The 15,615-nt window shown below is 66.7% G+C and carries 18 protein-coding genes; 13 read left to right on the forward strand and 5 right to left on the reverse strand.

The window, feature by feature from the left end; all coding sequences use genetic code 11:
- Positions 1–3: 3 nt before the first annotated feature.
- The 5 genes from BN2476_RS22005 to fliE all read right to left on the reverse strand — a co-directional run bounded on the left by BN2476_RS22005 (position 4) and on the right by fliE (position 3,189).
- Complete coding sequence (locus BN2476_RS22005; RefSeq protein WP_087736279.1) at positions 4–336, reverse strand: EscU/YscU/HrcU family type III secretion system export apparatus switch protein; 333 nt, start codon at positions 334–336, stop codon at positions 4–6.
- Complete coding sequence (gene fliK / locus BN2476_RS22010; protein ID WP_087736280.1) at positions 333–1,766, reverse strand: flagellar hook-length control protein FliK; 1,434 nt, start codon at positions 1,764–1,766, stop codon at positions 333–335. The genes BN2476_RS22005 and fliK overlap by 4 nt, the downstream gene beginning before the upstream one ends.
- A gap of 99 nt (positions 1,767–1,865) precedes the next feature.
- Complete coding sequence (locus tag BN2476_RS22015) at positions 1,866–2,195, reverse strand: flagellar protein FliT (protein WP_087736281.1); 330 nt, start codon at positions 2,193–2,195, stop codon at positions 1,866–1,868.
- Positions 2,192–2,626, reverse strand: coding sequence for a flagellar export chaperone FliS (gene fliS, locus BN2476_RS22020; protein WP_087736282.1), 435 nt, complete (start codon positions 2,624–2,626; stop codon positions 2,192–2,194). The genes BN2476_RS22015 and fliS overlap by 4 nt, the downstream gene beginning before the upstream one ends.
- A gap of 227 nt (positions 2,627–2,853) precedes the next feature.
- Positions 2,854–3,189, reverse strand: a complete 336-nt coding sequence (fliE, locus tag BN2476_RS22025; RefSeq protein ID WP_087736283.1) for a flagellar hook-basal body complex protein FliE — start codon at positions 3,187–3,189, stop codon at positions 2,854–2,856.
- Between the two features lie 235 nt (positions 3,190–3,424).
- Between fliE and fliF the strand changes: the two genes are divergently transcribed.
- From fliF to fliR, 13 genes are all read left to right on the forward strand, one after another.
- Positions 3,425–5,206 (forward strand): flagellar basal-body MS-ring/collar protein FliF, encoded by a 1,782-nt coding sequence (gene fliF / locus BN2476_RS22030; RefSeq protein WP_087736284.1) that lies wholly within the window; start codon positions 3,425–3,427, stop codon positions 5,204–5,206.
- Complete coding sequence (gene fliG, locus BN2476_RS22035; RefSeq protein WP_087736285.1) at positions 5,196–6,191, forward strand: flagellar motor switch protein FliG; 996 nt, start codon at positions 5,196–5,198, stop codon at positions 6,189–6,191. The genes fliF and fliG overlap by 11 nt, the downstream gene beginning before the upstream one ends.
- On the forward strand, positions 6,184–6,852 hold the full coding sequence (gene fliH, locus BN2476_RS22040) for a flagellar assembly protein FliH (RefSeq protein ID WP_087736286.1): 669 nt from the start codon (positions 6,184–6,186) through the stop codon (positions 6,850–6,852). The genes fliG and fliH overlap by 8 nt, the downstream gene beginning before the upstream one ends.
- Positions 6,846–8,501 (forward strand): flagellar protein export ATPase FliI, encoded by a 1,656-nt coding sequence (fliI, locus tag BN2476_RS22045; protein WP_087736287.1) that lies wholly within the window; start codon positions 6,846–6,848, stop codon positions 8,499–8,501. Before fliH ends, fliI begins: the two co-directional genes overlap by 7 nt.
- A gap of 9 nt (positions 8,502–8,510) precedes the next feature.
- Complete coding sequence (fliJ, locus tag BN2476_RS22050; protein WP_087736288.1) at positions 8,511–8,960, forward strand: flagellar export protein FliJ; 450 nt, start codon at positions 8,511–8,513, stop codon at positions 8,958–8,960.
- Between the two features lie 70 nt (positions 8,961–9,030).
- Positions 9,031–10,569, forward strand: coding sequence for a flagellar hook-length control protein FliK (locus tag BN2476_RS22055; RefSeq protein ID WP_087736289.1), 1,539 nt, complete (start codon positions 9,031–9,033; stop codon positions 10,567–10,569).
- A gap of 416 nt (positions 10,570–10,985) precedes the next feature.
- Complete coding sequence (fliL, locus tag BN2476_RS22060; protein WP_087736290.1) at positions 10,986–11,489, forward strand: flagellar basal body-associated protein FliL; 504 nt, start codon at positions 10,986–10,988, stop codon at positions 11,487–11,489.
- A gap of 71 nt (positions 11,490–11,560) precedes the next feature.
- Positions 11,561–12,559, forward strand: coding sequence for a flagellar motor switch protein FliM (gene fliM / locus BN2476_RS22065; protein ID WP_087736291.1), 999 nt, complete (start codon positions 11,561–11,563; stop codon positions 12,557–12,559).
- Complete coding sequence (gene fliN, locus BN2476_RS22070; RefSeq protein ID WP_087736292.1) at positions 12,552–13,016, forward strand: flagellar motor switch protein FliN; 465 nt, start codon at positions 12,552–12,554, stop codon at positions 13,014–13,016. The genes fliM and fliN overlap by 8 nt, the downstream gene beginning before the upstream one ends.
- Positions 13,013–13,639 (forward strand): flagellar biosynthetic protein FliO, encoded by a 627-nt coding sequence (gene fliO / locus BN2476_RS22075; protein WP_087736293.1) that lies wholly within the window; start codon positions 13,013–13,015, stop codon positions 13,637–13,639. Before fliN ends, fliO begins: the two co-directional genes overlap by 4 nt.
- An 87-nt stretch (positions 13,640–13,726) precedes the next feature.
- The gene (fliP, locus tag BN2476_RS22080; RefSeq protein ID WP_143811019.1) at positions 13,727–14,509 is read left to right on the forward strand and encodes a flagellar type III secretion system pore protein FliP; all 783 of its coding nucleotides are present in this window, start codon (positions 13,727–13,729) and stop codon (positions 14,507–14,509) included.
- 19 nt (positions 14,510–14,528) lie between these two features.
- Positions 14,529–14,798 (forward strand): flagellar biosynthesis protein FliQ, encoded by a 270-nt coding sequence (gene fliQ, locus BN2476_RS22085; RefSeq protein WP_087736294.1) that lies wholly within the window; start codon positions 14,529–14,531, stop codon positions 14,796–14,798.
- Positions 14,799–14,829: 31 nt separating this feature from the next.
- On the forward strand, positions 14,830–15,612 hold the full coding sequence (gene fliR / locus BN2476_RS22090; protein ID WP_087736295.1) for a flagellar biosynthetic protein FliR: 783 nt from the start codon (positions 14,830–14,832) through the stop codon (positions 15,610–15,612).
- Positions 15,613–15,615: the final 3 nt, after the last annotated feature.

A 15,615-nucleotide genomic window follows, 5' to 3' on the forward strand; every position in this document is an offset into this window, starting at 1 on the left:
CGGCTATTGCGCCGCTTGCGATGGTGGCGACGTGGAAACGATGAGCTCGGTGGACGGCGCATCGTCGGCGGCGCCGCTTTCCAGCCGATGCAGCCACGCCAGCAGTTCCGCGACGGCCTGATACAGCTGCGGCGGAATGCGCGAGTCGAGATCGACCTGCATCAGCAGCGACACCATCTCCGGTGCTTCGTGCACGTACAGGCCCGCTTCCTTCGCGCGCTGCACGATCATGTCGGCGACGAGCCCGTAGCCCTTCGCGACCACGCGCGGCGACTCGTCGTGACCGTGCGAATCGTAGACCAGCGCCGCCGCGCTCTTGCGATGGGTGCGGCTCATTGCACGTCCCAGTCGAAGTTGTCGCCGGCGGCGTCGTGCGAATGCGGCTTGCCCGCCGACGCATCCGTCGAGCGCGCATCCGTCGAGTTCGCATACGCCGATGCCGCAGCGGCCGCCGCAGCCGCGCCGCCCGCCGGCGCATTCCCGCCGATCTCGCGAATCGACAGCCCGCTCAGCTCGATGCCCGCCTGCGCAAGCCGCTGCCGGAACGCGTCGCCCTGCGCCGACAGACGCGCCGCGCCGCCCGGGCTCGCGAGCACGCGCGCGACGAGCCGCGTGCCCGTGAGCGTGAGTTCGGCGTCGACGGTGCCGAGCGTCGGCAGCGACAGCGTGAGCCGCGTGCGCCACGGATACTCGTCGTCGGCAGAAAAAGCGCCGCTGCCGCCGCGCCGCCATTCGTCGCCTTCCTGCTCGATCGTCCAGTCGAGCCGCGCGCCGGGCCATGCCTCGCCCGTCCAGCGGAACTGTCCCGTCGCGAGCAGATCGAGCTGCTGGCGCACGAGCGGAATCGTCGCGGGATGCAGCGCCGCCGCCATCGACTGCGGCTGACGCCCGTTGGTGTCGTCGATGCCCGCTGCGTTGGCCGAGGCAGGATGCGGCGCCGTGTGCTCGTCCGTCATGTCGATGATGTCGTGCGTCGCCATGTCGAACGTCGTGAAGCGCGCCGGCTGCGCATGCGGACCGTCGGGCGCGCCGCGCGCAGCGAAATTCGCCGAAGCCGCCGCGCCCGAACCCGCGCCGCTCGACGGACGGCCTTGCGTCCACGACAGTGGGTCGTCGGCGTCGTGGCTCCAGTCGAGCGGCAATTGCGACGCCATGTCGGCGAGATGATTCTGCGGCTCGGCGGCGAGCGATTCGACGGGCCTTTGTCCCGAGAGCCACTGCGCGAGATGCGATTCGTAGAAGAGCCCGCTTTCGTCGACAGTTCGCCTGAGCGCCGCCGCGAGTTCGGCGACGGGAACGGGCGCCGCGACGACATTCGATGCCGCGTTCGATCCCTGCGCCGCATTCGCGCCCGTCGCGCCGTTCGCGCCGTTCGCGCCTTGCGATGCCGCTGCATTGCCCGCCGCGTTCGCCGCAGCAGAAGCGCCCGATGCACCCGATGCACCCGTACCCGCATCGAACAACGGCAATGGCGCGACATCGATAGCGGGCGCTGCGGGCCACACGGGCAACTGCCCGACGAGCGCGGGCGTCGCCTCGCCGCCCGAGCGCGTGATCGCGTCGAGCGTCATCGCGACGGCGGACAATGCCGTCTGCGCGGAAGCGGGCAAAGGCGCGGGCGTGGCCGCAACGGGCGTAGGAGGTGTTTTGACGTTGAGCGCCGCGTCCGCCTGCGATGCCGTCGCACCGGCGCGCGCGCCGACGGAAAGGAGGCTGTCGATGCGGCTAGCCAGCAGCGTTGCCACCGCCGAGTCGATTCCGTTCATGCCCGCTTCCTTTCGCGTCTTGACGATGCGTGGCCGCTAGCGGCGCGTGCGCCGAGGCGGCTCATGTTGGACCGTGTTACCGGACCGGAAAAAAGGCGATCAGCGCGCCTGGTAGAGTTCCTTCAATACGATCGCGGGGCGGCTCGGCGCAAAGAGCGCTTGCAACTTCGCCATGCGCGGATTCGCCAGATCGCGGACCGTTGCGTCGTTCGCGAGGATCTGGCGGATCAGATCGAACTTGCGCGCGCGGTCGTCGTCGGATAGCCGCACGGACGATTCCGCGTTCTTCAGCGCGTCGACGAGATGACGGTACTCGTCCTGCAACTGGACGAGATCGTTCCACGCCGCGTTTCGCGCCGCCATCACCATCCGCACCGAAATCACTGCAATTGCCTCGTAGCGGGCAAGATATTCTTCGTTCGAATTCATCTCATGCTTTCCGCGGACGACTGCGTCGCCATCCGCGCGATCTCCGGCGCGATTCCGAGCCAGGCTTCCTCGAGTGTCGCCAGCAAGCCGTCGACCTCGACGAGCATTGCTTCGCTTTGCTTGATGTTCGCCTCGAGCAGGCGCCGCGTCATGTACGAATAGAGCGCATCCAGACGACTCGCGATTTCTCCGCCGGCTTCCAGGTTGAGCGCCGCTTGCAATCCCTCGCCGATGATCCTGATCGCCTTGGTGATCGCCTGCCCGCGCCCCGGAATGTCGCCCTGCTGCAGATGCATGCGGGCCTGCGCGATTGCCTGACGCGCGCCCTGGTACAGCATCACGATCAGGCGGTGCGGGCTTGCGCCCATCGCTCCTGTCTCCAGGCCGACGCGAGCGTAGGCGTTGGCTCCAGAGTGTCCCGGGGAAAACATCGGCGCTCCTCCTGTATTGCAGATGACGATCGATACGACAGCGGCGGACTTGCCGGGAAACGCGCTGCATCGGCGTGCAACGCGCCTTCCGGTCAGACCTTGTACCAAGGTTATCGGATCGTACGAATAAAGCTTTAGGCCGCCGAAAGGACGCGCCAGAAATGACAGGCAGCCCGGCGGAGCGCCTGTGCGCCGTCGCACGGCAGCTGCCGGCCGCGAGCGCCGCTTCAGACGGCCATCTGCATGATCTCGTTGTAGGCCGACACGAGCTTGTTGCGCACCTGCAGGCCGAACTGGAAGCCGACGTTGGCCTTCTGCATGTCCACCATCACGTCGTTCAGCGACACGTTCGGCGCGCCGATCTCGAATGCATGAGCTTCGCCGACCGCGCTCTGCTGGTCGTTGCTGATCTTGTCGATCGAGGCCTTCAGGGCCGACGCGAAGCCGCCCGCCGTGGCCGCGCCGGACGCGTTCGCGACGGGCGCGCTGCCGCCCGCGGCCTGGGTGGCCATCGACTGCATCTGCTGCAACGCCGACGTGAGCGGATTGATGGGCACAGTCATGTTCTCTCCAGAAGTGGGATGCGGCGAGCATTCGCGCCATGCACCGATTGGACAGGAAGCATAGCAGCGGGCCCCTTCCGAAAGCCGTGAAAGTAAGGGGGAAACCCCCCGCTATTCGAAGCATCGGGTTGCCAGCCCATGCGGATAATCCCTAGCGTGAAAGTCTCCGCCGGTGCGCGCCGCAAGCCCGGGCGCCGCCGGCGGAACTCGAAAGCATTCCGGAGAAACCCGACGCATGGATTCGTCAGCCAACTCTTTGATCAACCCCGACGCCCGCATGGGCCTCGCCGGCGCGCAGCCGGGCACGGCAGGCGCTGCCACGGCCGGCGCTGCGGGCATCGACCTCGGCGGCACGGGCGGCGGTGGCTTCGCCACGCGCTTTCCGGGCCTGCCCGCGTCGCTGTCGCAGATGCGCGGCAACCCGCGCGCGCCGCTGATTTTCGCGGTGGCGGTGCTGGTCGCCGTCATTGCCGGGCTGATCCTCTGGTCGCGCGCGCCGGACTACAAGGTGCTCTACAGCAACGTCTCCGATCAGGACGGCGGCGCAATCGTTGCCGCGCTCCAGCAGGCCAACGTGCCGTACAAGTTTTCCGACGCGGGCGGCGCGATCCTCGTGCCCGCCGACCAGGTGCATGAAATGCGTCTGCGCCTCGCTTCCCAGGGCCTGCCCAAGAGCGGCTCGGTCGGCTTCGAGCTGATGGACAACCAGAAGTTCGGCATCAGCCAGTTCGCCGAGCAGGTGAACTATCAGCGCGCGCTGGAAGGCGAATTGCAGCGCACGATCGAGTCGATCTCGACGGTGAAAACGGCGCGCGTCCATCTGGCGATTCCGAAGCCGACCGTGTTCGTGCGCGACCGCGAAGCGCCGTCGGCGTCGGTGCTCGTCAATCTGTATCCGGGCCGCATGCTCGACGAAGGCCAGGTCGTGGCGATCACGCATATGGTGGCGTCGGCCGTGCCCGATCTGCCCGTGCGCAACGTGACGATCATCGATCAGGACGGCAACCTGCTCACGCAGGCGGGCGCCAACGGCAGCGGCCTCGACGCGACGCAGCTGAAGTACGTGCAGCAGATCGAGCGCAACACGCAGCAGCGCATCGACGCGATCCTGGCGCCGCTGTTCGGCTCGGGCAACGCGCATTCGCAGGTGAGCGCCGACATCGATTTCACGAAGGGCGAGCAGACCTCCGAAAACTACGGCCCGAACGCGAACGCGCAGCAGGCCGCGATCCGCAGCCAGCAGACCAGCACGGCGACGGAAATGACACAGAGCGGCGCGCAGGGCGTGCCGGGCGCGCTGTCGAACCAGCCGCCGCAGCCGGCCTCGGCGCCCATCGTCGCGAGCGCGAACGGCGCAAGCGGCGTGACGACGACGCCCGTCAGCGATCGCAAGGATTCGACGACCAACTACGAGCTCGACAAGACCGTCAGCCACACGGAAAAGGCGACGGGCGGCATCAAGCGCCTGTCCGTGGCCGTGGTGGTGAACTACATGCGCGTCGTCGATGCGAAGGGTCACGCGACGATGCAGCCGGTTCCCGCCGACAAGCTCGCGCAGGTCACGCAGCTGGTGAAGGACGCGATGGGCTTCGACCAGGCGCGCGGCGACTCGGTGAACGTGGTGAACAGTGCGTTCACGACGATCCCCGATCCGGACGCCGACCTGCCGTGGTGGCGCACGAAGGACATGATCGCGCTGTACAAGCAGATCGCGACGTATGCGGGCATCGGGCTCGTCGCCCTGTTCCTCTACTTCGCGATGGTCAAGCCGGCGCTGCGCCGCGCGTTCCCGCCGCCCGAGCCGCCCGCCGCGCTGCCGTCGCCGGAGGAGCCCGTGCTCGACGGCTTGCCGGCCATGGCCGCGATCGACGCCGAAGAGGAAGAAGGCACGCTGGTCGCGCTGGAAAGCGACAAGGCCAGATATGAGCGGAACCTCGAGTACGCGCGCCAGATCGCGCGCCAGGATCCGAAGATCGTTGCAACCGTCGTGAAGAGCTGGGTGTCCGATGAGCACTGAAGGCGTATTGAAGAGCGCGCTCCTGCTGATGTCGATCGGCGAGGAAGAGGCGGCTCAGGTATTCAAGTTTCTCGGGCCGCGCGAGGTCCAGAAGATCGGCGTCGCGATGGCGTCGCTGAAGAACATCACGCGCGAGCAGATCGACGAGGTGCTGCACGAGTTCGTCGCGGAAGCCGACAAGCACACGGCCCTGTCGCTGGATTCGAGCGAGTACATCCGCTCCGTTCTGACGAAGGCGCTCGGCGACGACAAGGCAGGCGCGATCATCGACCGCATCCTGCAGGGCAGCGACACGAGCGGCATCGAAGGGCTCAAGTGGATGGACTCGGCCGCCGTCGCCGAGCTGATCAAGAACGAGCACCCGCAGATCATCGCGACGATCCTCGTGCATCTGGACCGCGACCAGGCATCGGAGATCGTCTCCTGCTTCACCGAGCGCCTGCGCAACGACGTGCTGCTGCGCATCGCGACGCTCGACGGCATCCAGCCGGCCGCGCTGCGCGAACTCGACGACGTGCTGACAGGCCTGCTCTCGGGCAGCGACAACCTGAAGCGCAGCCCGATGGGCGGCATCCGGACGGCGGCGGAAATTCTCAACTTCATGCCGAGCAATCACGAAGAGTCCGTCATCGACAACGTCCGCCAGTACGACGCCGAACTCGCGCAGAAGATCATCGACCAGATGTTCGTGTTCGACAACCTGCTCGACCTGGAAGACCGCGCGATCCAGCTGCTGCTGAAGGAAGTCGAGTCGGAAACGCTGATCATCTCGCTGAAGGGCGCACAGCCCGCGCTGCGTCAGAAGTTCCTGTCGAACATGTCGCAGCGCGCCGCCGAACTGCTCGCGGAAGACCTCGACGCGCGCGGCCCGGTGCGCGTGTCGGAAGTGGAAACGCAACAGCGCAAGATCCTGCAGGTCGTGCGCAATCTCGCCGAATCGGGAGCAATCGTGATCGGCGGCAAGGCGGAAGATGCGTATGTCTGACCACGATCCCGTGCGCGAGGAATGCCGCCCGGCCTACCAGCGCTGGGAGATGGCCTCGTTCGACCCGGTGCCCGAGCCGGAACCCGTCGACGACGGCGCGTTCGAAGCCGAGCTGGAACGCCTGCGCGAGGCCGCGCATGCGCAAGGCGTCGCGTCCGGCCACGTCGCGGGCCAGGCGCTCGGCTATCAGGCAGGCTACGAGCAGGGCCGCGCGCAAGGCTTCGAGCAAGGTCAGGCGGAAGCGCGCACGGAAGCCGCGCAGCTCGCCGCCCTCGCCGAGACGTTCAAGGCCGCGCTCGACAACGCGCAGCACGAACTGTCCGAAACGATCGTCGCGCTCGCGCTCGACATCGCGCAACAAGTGGTGCGCCAGCACGTGCAGCACGACCCGACGGCGCTGATCGCCGCCGCGCGTGAAGTGATGGCGACGGAACCGGCGCTGATCGGCGCGCCCGCTCTGATCGTGAGCCCCGCCGATCTGCCCGTCGTCGAAGCGTATCTGCTCGAGGAATTGCAGACACGCGGCTGGTCCGTGCGCACCGATCCCGCGATCGAACGCGGCGGCTGTCGCGCGATTGCCACGACGGGCGAAGTGGACGCCGGCATCGGCACGCGCTGGGAGCGCGTCGCCGCCGCGCTCGGCAAGGCAAGCGTATGGTAAAGCCGACCATCGAAGACATTCAGCAGAGCGACCTCACGCCGCTCGAACGCGAATTGGCGCTGGCGTCGTTCGGTGCCGAGGCGCTCACCGTCGCGCAGATGGAAGCGTCGCTCGCGGCACTGGAATCGGCGATTTCGTCGGCCCATGCGGGCGCCGACGCGATCACGTCCGAAGCAGCCGACGCGAGCGCGCCGCATCCCGCCGCGCATCCGATTGCCGCGCCCGCGAGCCGCGAGTCGGCGCCGCCGCCCAAGCGCACGCCTGACCCTGCGCTCGCCAGCAATCCGCATCTGCAAGCCTGGCGCGCGCGCCTGAACGGCTTGCGCGAACGCAACCAGATCGCGCGGCCGCTGCGCGCGTGCGGACGTCTGACGCGCGCCGCCGGGCTCGTGCTCGAAGCAGTCGGGCTGCGGCTAGCCGTGGGTGCGGAAGTGATGATCGAACTGCCGCCCGGCAGCACGCGCACGATGGCGGAAGCCGAAGTGGTCGGCTTCTCCGGCGACAAGCTCTTTCTGATGCCGACGACGGAAGTCGCGGGCCTCCTTCCCGGCGCGCGCGTCTATCCGCTCGAAACCGCGCCCATCGCCGATCCGATGGCGGGCGCGAAGCGTCTGCCCGTCGGCTGGGAGCTGCTCGGCCGCGTGGTCGATGCGTCGGGCAAGCCGCTTGACGGCTTCGGCCCGCTCAACGCGCGCAACGACGCGCCGCTCACCGCGCCGACCATCAACCCGCTGCACCGCGAGCCGATCCAGACGGTGCTCGACGTCGGCGTGCGCGCGATCAATGCGCTGCTCACCGTCGGACGCGGGCAGCGCATGGGTCTCTTCGCCGGTTCGGGCGTCGGCAAGTCGGTGCTGCTCGGCACGATGGCGCGCTACACGAGCGCGGAAGTGATCGTGATCGGCCTGATCGGCGAACGCGGACGCGAAGTGAAGGAGTTCATCGAGCAGATTCTCGGCGAGGACGGTCTCGCGCGCTCGGTCGTCGTGGCCGCGCCCGCCGACGTGTCGCCGCTCCTGCGCATGCAGGGCGCCGCGTACGCGACGTCGCTCGCCGAATACTTCCGCGATCAGGGCAAGCACGTGCTGCTGCTGATGGATTCGCTGACGCGCTACGCGATGGCGCAGCGTGAAATCGCGCTCGCGATCGGCGAGCCGCCCGCGACCAAGGGCTATCCGCCGTCGGTGTTCGCGAAGCTGCCCGCGCTCGTCGAGCGCACGGGCAACGGCCCAGAAGGCGGCGGCTCGATCACCGCGTTCTATACGGTGCTGACGGAAGGCGACGACCAGCAGGACCCGATCGCCGATTCGGCGCGCGCGATTCTCGACGGCCATATCGTGCTGTCGCGCACGCTCGCCGAAGCGGGCCACTATCCCGCGATCGACATCGAAGCGTCGATCAGCCGCGCGATGACGTCGCTCATCAGCGACGCGCATCTCGACCGCACGCGTCAGTTCAAGCAGATGCTGTCGCGCTATCAGCGCAACCGCGATCTGATCAACGTCGGCGCGTACTCGTCGGGACGCGACGCGGTGCTCGATCGCGCGATCGCGCTGTATCCGCGCATGGAAGCGTTCCTGCAACAAGGTTTTCGCGAAAGCGCCGGGTTCGAAACCAGCGTCGCGCACCTCGACTCGCTGTTCGGTTAAGGAGACTGAATGAGCAAGCACTTTCCGATCAAGACGCTAATCGGCCTCGCGCAAGACGACGTCGACGCCGCCGCGCGCAAGCTCGGCCGCGTGCAGCGCGAGCGCAACGAGATCGAAGCGCAGCTGAATTCGCTGATCGAATACCGCGACGAGTATCACCGCCGCTTCACGGCAACGGCGCAAGCGGGCATGCCCGCCGGCAACATGCGCAACTTCCAGGCGTTCATCGACACGCTCGATGCCGCCATCGAACAGCAGCGCCAACTGTTGGCAGCCGCGACGGCGCGCGTCGAAGCGGCGAAGCCCGAGTGGCAGCGCAGCAAGCAGAAGCTCGGCTCTTACGAAGTGCTCGAGGCGCGCGGCATCGCCGCGGAAGCGAAGGTCGCGGCACGCCGCGAGCAACGGGACGCCGACGAGCACGGCGCACGAATTCTCCGGATGCGGGCGGAAGGCGCATGAAGAGCGCTTCCGCGCATCGCGCGCCGTATTGCGCGCGCAACGGGACTGACACGACCAAACGAGATTTAGCATGTCGCCTCTTTCACTGATCAACTCGCTGCTCGGCGCAACGAGCGGCACATCGGGCAGCAACGCATCGAATGGCGCAAGCGCGGGCAGCGCGCTGCCCTTCTCGACGACGCTGCAACAAAGCATCGACGCGCAGAATCAGGCAGCCGCCGCGCCTTCGCCTTCCCCGGCTGCTTCGCCTGCTCCCGCTCCCAGCGCGGTGCCGACGCCGTCGGCATCGAACGGTGCGACGAGTGCGACTGGCGCGGGCAATTCCAGCGTGCACGACACGCCGCCGCCCGCCGACGCATCGAAGAACGCCAGCACTGCCGACAGTTCGAACAGCACCGACAGCACGAAGTCCGCGAGCCAGACGGGCGGCACGCAGCAGACGGCATCGACGAGCGACGCGAACGGCAAGGACAAGACCGACTCCGCATCGAAGCACAACGATGACGCGCCGACCACGAGCGCGGCCACGGCTGAAACGGCGGCTGCGGCAGCAGCGGCCGCAGCCGCAGTTCAGGCACAGGCCCAGGCGAGCAGCGCGGCAAACGCAGCAAACGCAGCGGCCACAGCCAGCAGCGACACGCAGCCGACGACGCCCGCCACCGCGCCTGTAGCCGGCAACACGACGACGCCCGTCATCCAGACGCCTTCGAAAAAGATCGCATCGCTCGATCCGAAAGCCACACAAGACGCGCTGCAGGCGGCGTTCGCCGCGATGGCAAACAGCCAGGGCGCGGCGCCCACGATGAACGCGGCGTCCGCGAAGGCGGGCACGTCCGCCACGGGCGACGCGACGCTCGGCAGCCACGGCGCGAACGCCGGCAAGGGCCTGACGATCGGCGATTTCCACGGTGCCAAGGGCGACGCCGCATCGACGAACTCAGCCGCCGCCACGGCCAGCGCATCCACCGGAACCGCGACGCCGCAAAGTCCCGCCGAAACGCTTGCCGCCGCGACCGCGAGCGCGCCGCAGAACGCTTCCGCTGCGCCCGCCGCCGGCACGAACGACGCGCTTGCCGCAACCCAGGCCGCATCGGCAGCAGCAGCGGCGACGGCATCGACGGTCGCGAGCCAGGCCACCAATCCCTCAACGGCCGCGATGGCGAATGCCGTCGCGCCGCACGTCGGCACGTCCGACTGGGAAGATGCCTTCAGCCAGAAGGTCGTGTTCCTCACCAATGCGCATCAGCAGTCGGCGGAACTCACGCTGAACCCGCGCGACCTCGGGCCGCTACAGGTCGTCCTCCAGGTTGCCGATAACCATGCACATGCCCTCTTTGTTTCGCAGCATCAGCAGGTGCGCGACGCGGTCGAAGCCGCGCTGCCCAAACTGCGCGAAGCGATGGAACAAGGCGGCATTGGATTGGGGAGCGCAAGCGTCAGCGACGGCTTTGCCCGGCAGAGCGGCCAGCAGGGCGACGAGCGCAGCGGCAGCGCGCGCGGCGGCCGGGGCGGAGGCCGTGGCGACGCGAGCATCGACGTCGCGGACAGCGCGACGGCTGTGAACATGCCCGTGCGCCGCACCGTCGGACTCGTCGACACGTTCGCCTGATTCCACGCGCACCGCGCAAGCGGCTCGCCGTGAGGGCGGCGGCCGCGCCGTGCTTCCCTGATAACGATTGAAGGCATGCGTTGCGCGCGCGAGGGCCACGTGCGCATGCCGATGATGAAAACGACGGGAGCTTTCAGCGCACCGGAAAGGCGATGCACAGGTGAGGCAAGAACACGCATCGCGCTTGCATCCGCATCACAGCCATCTCTGGAGTCACGGCAGCAGCCAGGGCGGTCGCCGGTCAGGACAACACGCGCGGCATGCGGCTCGCCGCGCCGAGCGTCGAAGAAGGATCGGTAAAAGCGGCCGCCGCGAGGCAAACAAACGAGCTAAACGTGAATATCCCTTCTTTTCGACCCATCGCGGCACTGTCAGACACCTGAAAATTCATTCACAGCATTGAGGCAATCAATTCCATGGCATCCACGACCGCAAACCAGCCAGCCAACGCGAAGCCCTCGTCCCCGGGCCTCGTCAACCGCATTGTTGTGATCCTGCTGATCGCGCTGGTCGCGGCAGGCGCAGCCGGCGCAGCCACCTGGTTCTTCATGTCGAAGCGCGCGCCGTCCGCCGCGACGGCGGCAGGACCCGTGATCGCAGCCGCACCCATCTTCTTCCCGCTCGAATCGATGACGGTGAACCTGCAATCCGACGACGGCCAGTTGCACTACCTGCGCATCGGCCTGACGCTGAAACTCGCCGACCAGAGTGTGCAGGCGCATCTGACCGAACACATGCCCGAGATCCGCAGCCGCGTGCTGCTCGCGCTGTCGGCCAAGCGTCCCGATGAACTCGCGACGCTCGACGGCAAGAAAGCGCTCGCGAACGAACTCGAAACGCTGGTCGAACAGCCGACCGAGCCCAATGGCCAGAAGGTGCGCGTCGAGGACGTGCTGTTCACCGAATTCGTCGTCCAGTAACGGCGCTTCGCGCTGACTGACTTGATCTTGAACCGCGCCATCCATCGCGAAGGGACGCACGAGGAATAGGAATGGGCCACGAAGAGTTCATGTCCCAGGAGGAGGTCGATGCCCTCCTCAAGGGCGTTACGGGCGAATCCGACTCGCAATCCGGCGAGGCCGACAAAGGCGGCGTCCGCCCGTACAACATTGCGACGCAGGAACGCATCGTCCGCGGCCGGATGCCCGGCCTCGAAATCATCAACGACCGCTTCGCGCGGCTCTTGCGCGTCGGCATTTTCAACTTCATGCGGCGCACGGCGGAAATCTCCGTCGGCCAGGTGAAGGTGCAGAAGTACAGCGAATTCACGCGCAACCTGCCGATCCCGACGAACCTGAACCTCGTCCACGTGAAGCCGCTGCGCGGCACGTCGCTGTTCGTGTTCGATCCGAACCTCGTGTTCTTCGTGGTCGACAACCTGTTCGGCGGCGATGGGCGCTTTCATACGCGCGTCGAAGGCCGCGACTTCACGCAGACCGAGCAGCGCATCATCAGCAAGCTGCTCGGCCTCGTGTTCGAGCACTACACGACGGCGTGGAAGAGCGTGCGTCCGCTGCAGTTCGAATACGTGCGCTCGGAGATGCACACGCAGTTCGCAAACGTTGCCACCCCGAACGAGATCGTGATCGTCACGCAGTTCTCGATCGAATTCGGCGCGACGGGCGGCACGCTGCATATCTGCATGCCGTACTCGATGATCGAGCCGATCCGCGACGTGCTCTCGTCGCCGATCCAGGGCGAAGCGCTCGAAGTGGACCGCCGCTGGGTGCGCGTGCTGTCGCAGCAGGTGCAGGCCGCCGAAGTGGAGCTGACGGCCGATCTCGCGCAGATCCCCGTGACGTTCCAGGAGATTCTCAACATGAAGGCGGGCGACGTGCTGCCGATCAACGTCCCCGAGCACATCACCGCGAAAGTCGACGGCGTGCCGGTGATGGAATGCGGCTACGGAATTTTCAATGGTCAATATGCGTTGCGGGTCCAGAAGATGATCAGCGCAGCGGACACGATGAAGGAAGCGGGATATGACTGAGCTGAACTCGACACCCGAAATGGACATGCCGGAAGACTCCAAGATCACTGATCCGGCGGCGGCCGTCAGCGCCGACGACGCGGCCCTCGACGACTGGGCGAGCGCGCTCGCCGAGCAGAACAACAACGCGCCCGTGAGCACGAGCACGGCGGGCGTGTTCCAGCCGCTGTCGAAGGTCGAGCCGACCACGACGCGCAACGACATCGACATGATCCTGGACATTCCCGTCCAGATGACGGTCGAGCTCGGCCGCACGAAGATCGCGATCCGCAACCTGCTGCAACTCGCGCAAGGCTCCGTCGTCGAGCTGGACGGCCTCGCGGGCGAGCCGATGGATGTGCTCGTCAACGGCTGCCTGATCGCGCAGGGCGAAGTGGTCGTCGTGAACGACAAGTTCGGCATTCGCCTGACCGACATCATTACGCCGTCCGAGCGTATCCGGAAGCTGAATCGATGAAACACGCTGTACACCGGGCCGCGTCGCGCGCCAGCGCCATGCCGCTTTCGCGCCGCGCCCGTTTCATGTCGGCCGTTGCGCTGACTGGTGTTGCGCTTTACGCAAGTGCGTCGAACCTCGCGCACGCCGCCGACATGAATGCCGTCAACAATGCCGCGAAGATCGCGTCGAGCGTCGGCGCGGGCACGGCGGTGCCATCGCTCGGCGTCGGCGCCGTGTTGCAGACGATCGTGGGGCTTGCAGTCGTGATCGGCCTCGTGTTCGGCTGCGCATGGCTCGCGCGCCGCTTCGGCCTGCAACCGGGCCATCGCGGCGGCATCGTGAAGACGATCGGCGGCACGTCGCTCGGCGGCAAGGAACGCGTGGCCGTCGTCGAAATCGGCGACACGTGGCTCGTGCTCGGCGCGGCACCCGGCAATGTGCGCCTGTTGCACACGATGCCCGCAGGCTCGGCCGCGGGCGGAATCCCTCTCACCGGCTCGGCCGCTGCGCCCGGCGCAGCCGGTTCGACCATCGGCGGCGGTCCCGTCCAGTTGAGCGGCACCTTCGGACAACGCTTTCGCGACGCGCTCAAACACGAAGCCAGCAGACGTTTCCAGCGGCGCGTGAGCGGAGAACAGTAAATGCAGTACGACCGATCTGACGCGCAGCGTGGCTGCGCTCGGGGTTTTCACGCCCTTTCCCACGCCTCTTCTTCGGCGCCCGCTTCGATGTCGATGCCCTTCGTGAAACGCGCAGCGCATGTGGTGTCGCGTGTCGCGCCGTTCGCCGTGCCCGCGCTGATGCTCGCGCTGCCGACGCTCTCCTTCGCGCAGACGGCGGGCTTGCCCGCGTTCAACACGAGCCCCGGCCCGAACGGCGGCACGACCTACTCGCTGAGCGTGCAGACGATGCTGCTGCTCACGATGCTGTCGTTCCTGCCAGCGATGGTGCTGATGATGACGAGCTTCACGCGGATCATCATCGTGCTGTCGCTGCTGCGCCAGGCGCTCGGCGCGCCGACGACGCCGCCCAACCAGGTGCTGGTCGGCCTCGCGCTGTTTCTGACGCTGTTCGTGATGTCGCCCGTGCTCGACAAGGCGTATAACAATGGCTACAAGCCCTTCTCCGAAGGCACGATCCAGATGGACGAAGCGGTGAAGCGCGGCGTCGCGCCGTTCAAGGCGTTCATGCTGAAGCAGACCCGCGAAAGCGATCTCGCGCTTTTCGCGCGCATCTCGCACGCGGCGCCGATGCAGGGCCCGGAAGACGTGCCGCTGTCGCTGCTGGTGCCGTCGTTCGTGACGAGCGAGCTGAAGACGGGCTTCCAGATCGGCTTCACCGTGTTCATTCCGTTCGTGATCATCGACATGGTGGTGGCGAGCGTGCTGATGTCGATGGGCATGATGATGATCTCGCCGGCGACCATTTCGCTGCCCTTCAAGCTGATGCTGTTCGTGCTGGTCGACGGATGGCAGCTGATCGTCGGCTCGCTCGCGCAGAGCTTCACCTGAGACCCGGGAGACTGAAGCCATGACACCGGAAACCGTCACCACGCTCGCGCACGACGCGATGTACATCGCACTGCTGCTGGCCGCGCCGCCGCTTTTCGTGGGCCTGATCGTCGGTCTCGTCGTGAGTCTTTTCCAGGCCGCGACGCAGATCAACGAATCCACGCTGTCGTTCATTCCGAAGCTGTTCGCGATCGCCGTGACGCTCGTGCTGATCGGCCCGTGGATGCTCGCGAAGATGCTCGACTACATGCGCCACATGTTCACGAGCATCCCGACGCTCGCCAACTGAGCGCGCTGCCCTTTCCTTCTTTCGACGCGCGATGTTTTCCGTCACCTACGAGCAGCTGAACGTGTGGCTCACCGCGTTTCTGTGGCCGTTCGTGCGGATTCTCGCGCTGATGGCGACGGCGCCCGCATTCGGCGAGAAGTCGCTGCCGACTCGCGTGAAGATCGGCCTCGCCGCGTTCGTCACGATCATCGTCGCGCCGACGCTCGGCGCGATGCCGCAGGTGACGGTGTTTTCGGCGCAGGGCGTCTGGATCATCGTCAACCAGTTCCTGATCGGCGCCGCGCTCGGCTTCACGATGCAGATGGTGTTCGCGGCGGTGGAGGCCGCGGGCGCCTTCATGGGCATGAGCATGGGGCTCGGCTTCGCGACGTTTTTCGATCCGCATGCGGCGGGCTCGACGGATGTGATGTCGCGCTTCGTGAACATGATTGCGCTGTTGACCTTTCTCGCGCTCGACGGGCATCTGCAGATGCTGTCGGCGCTGATCCAGACATTTCAGTCGCTGCCCGTCGCGGCGAACGTGCTGGGCGCGAACGGCTGGCGCCTGCTCGTCGGCTGGGGCAGCACGGTGATCAGCGCGGGGCTGCTGCTGTCGCTGCCTGTCGTGACGGCGCTGCTCATCACGAATCTCGCGCTGGGTATTCTCAATCGCGCTGCGCCGCAGATCGGGGTGTTTCAGGTCGGTTTGCCGGTGACGGTGATTACCGGGTTGCTGCTCATTCAGTTGATGCTGCCAAATATGATGCCGTTCTTTTCACGGCTGTTTGATAGTGGGATTGAACAGATGGGGCGAGTGGCGGCGGGGATGCACTAGGTT

Origin of the sequence: Paraburkholderia piptadeniae (assembly GCF_900007165.1) — a bacterium.
GTDB lineage: Bacteria > Pseudomonadota > Gammaproteobacteria > Burkholderiales > Burkholderiaceae > Paraburkholderia > Paraburkholderia piptadeniae.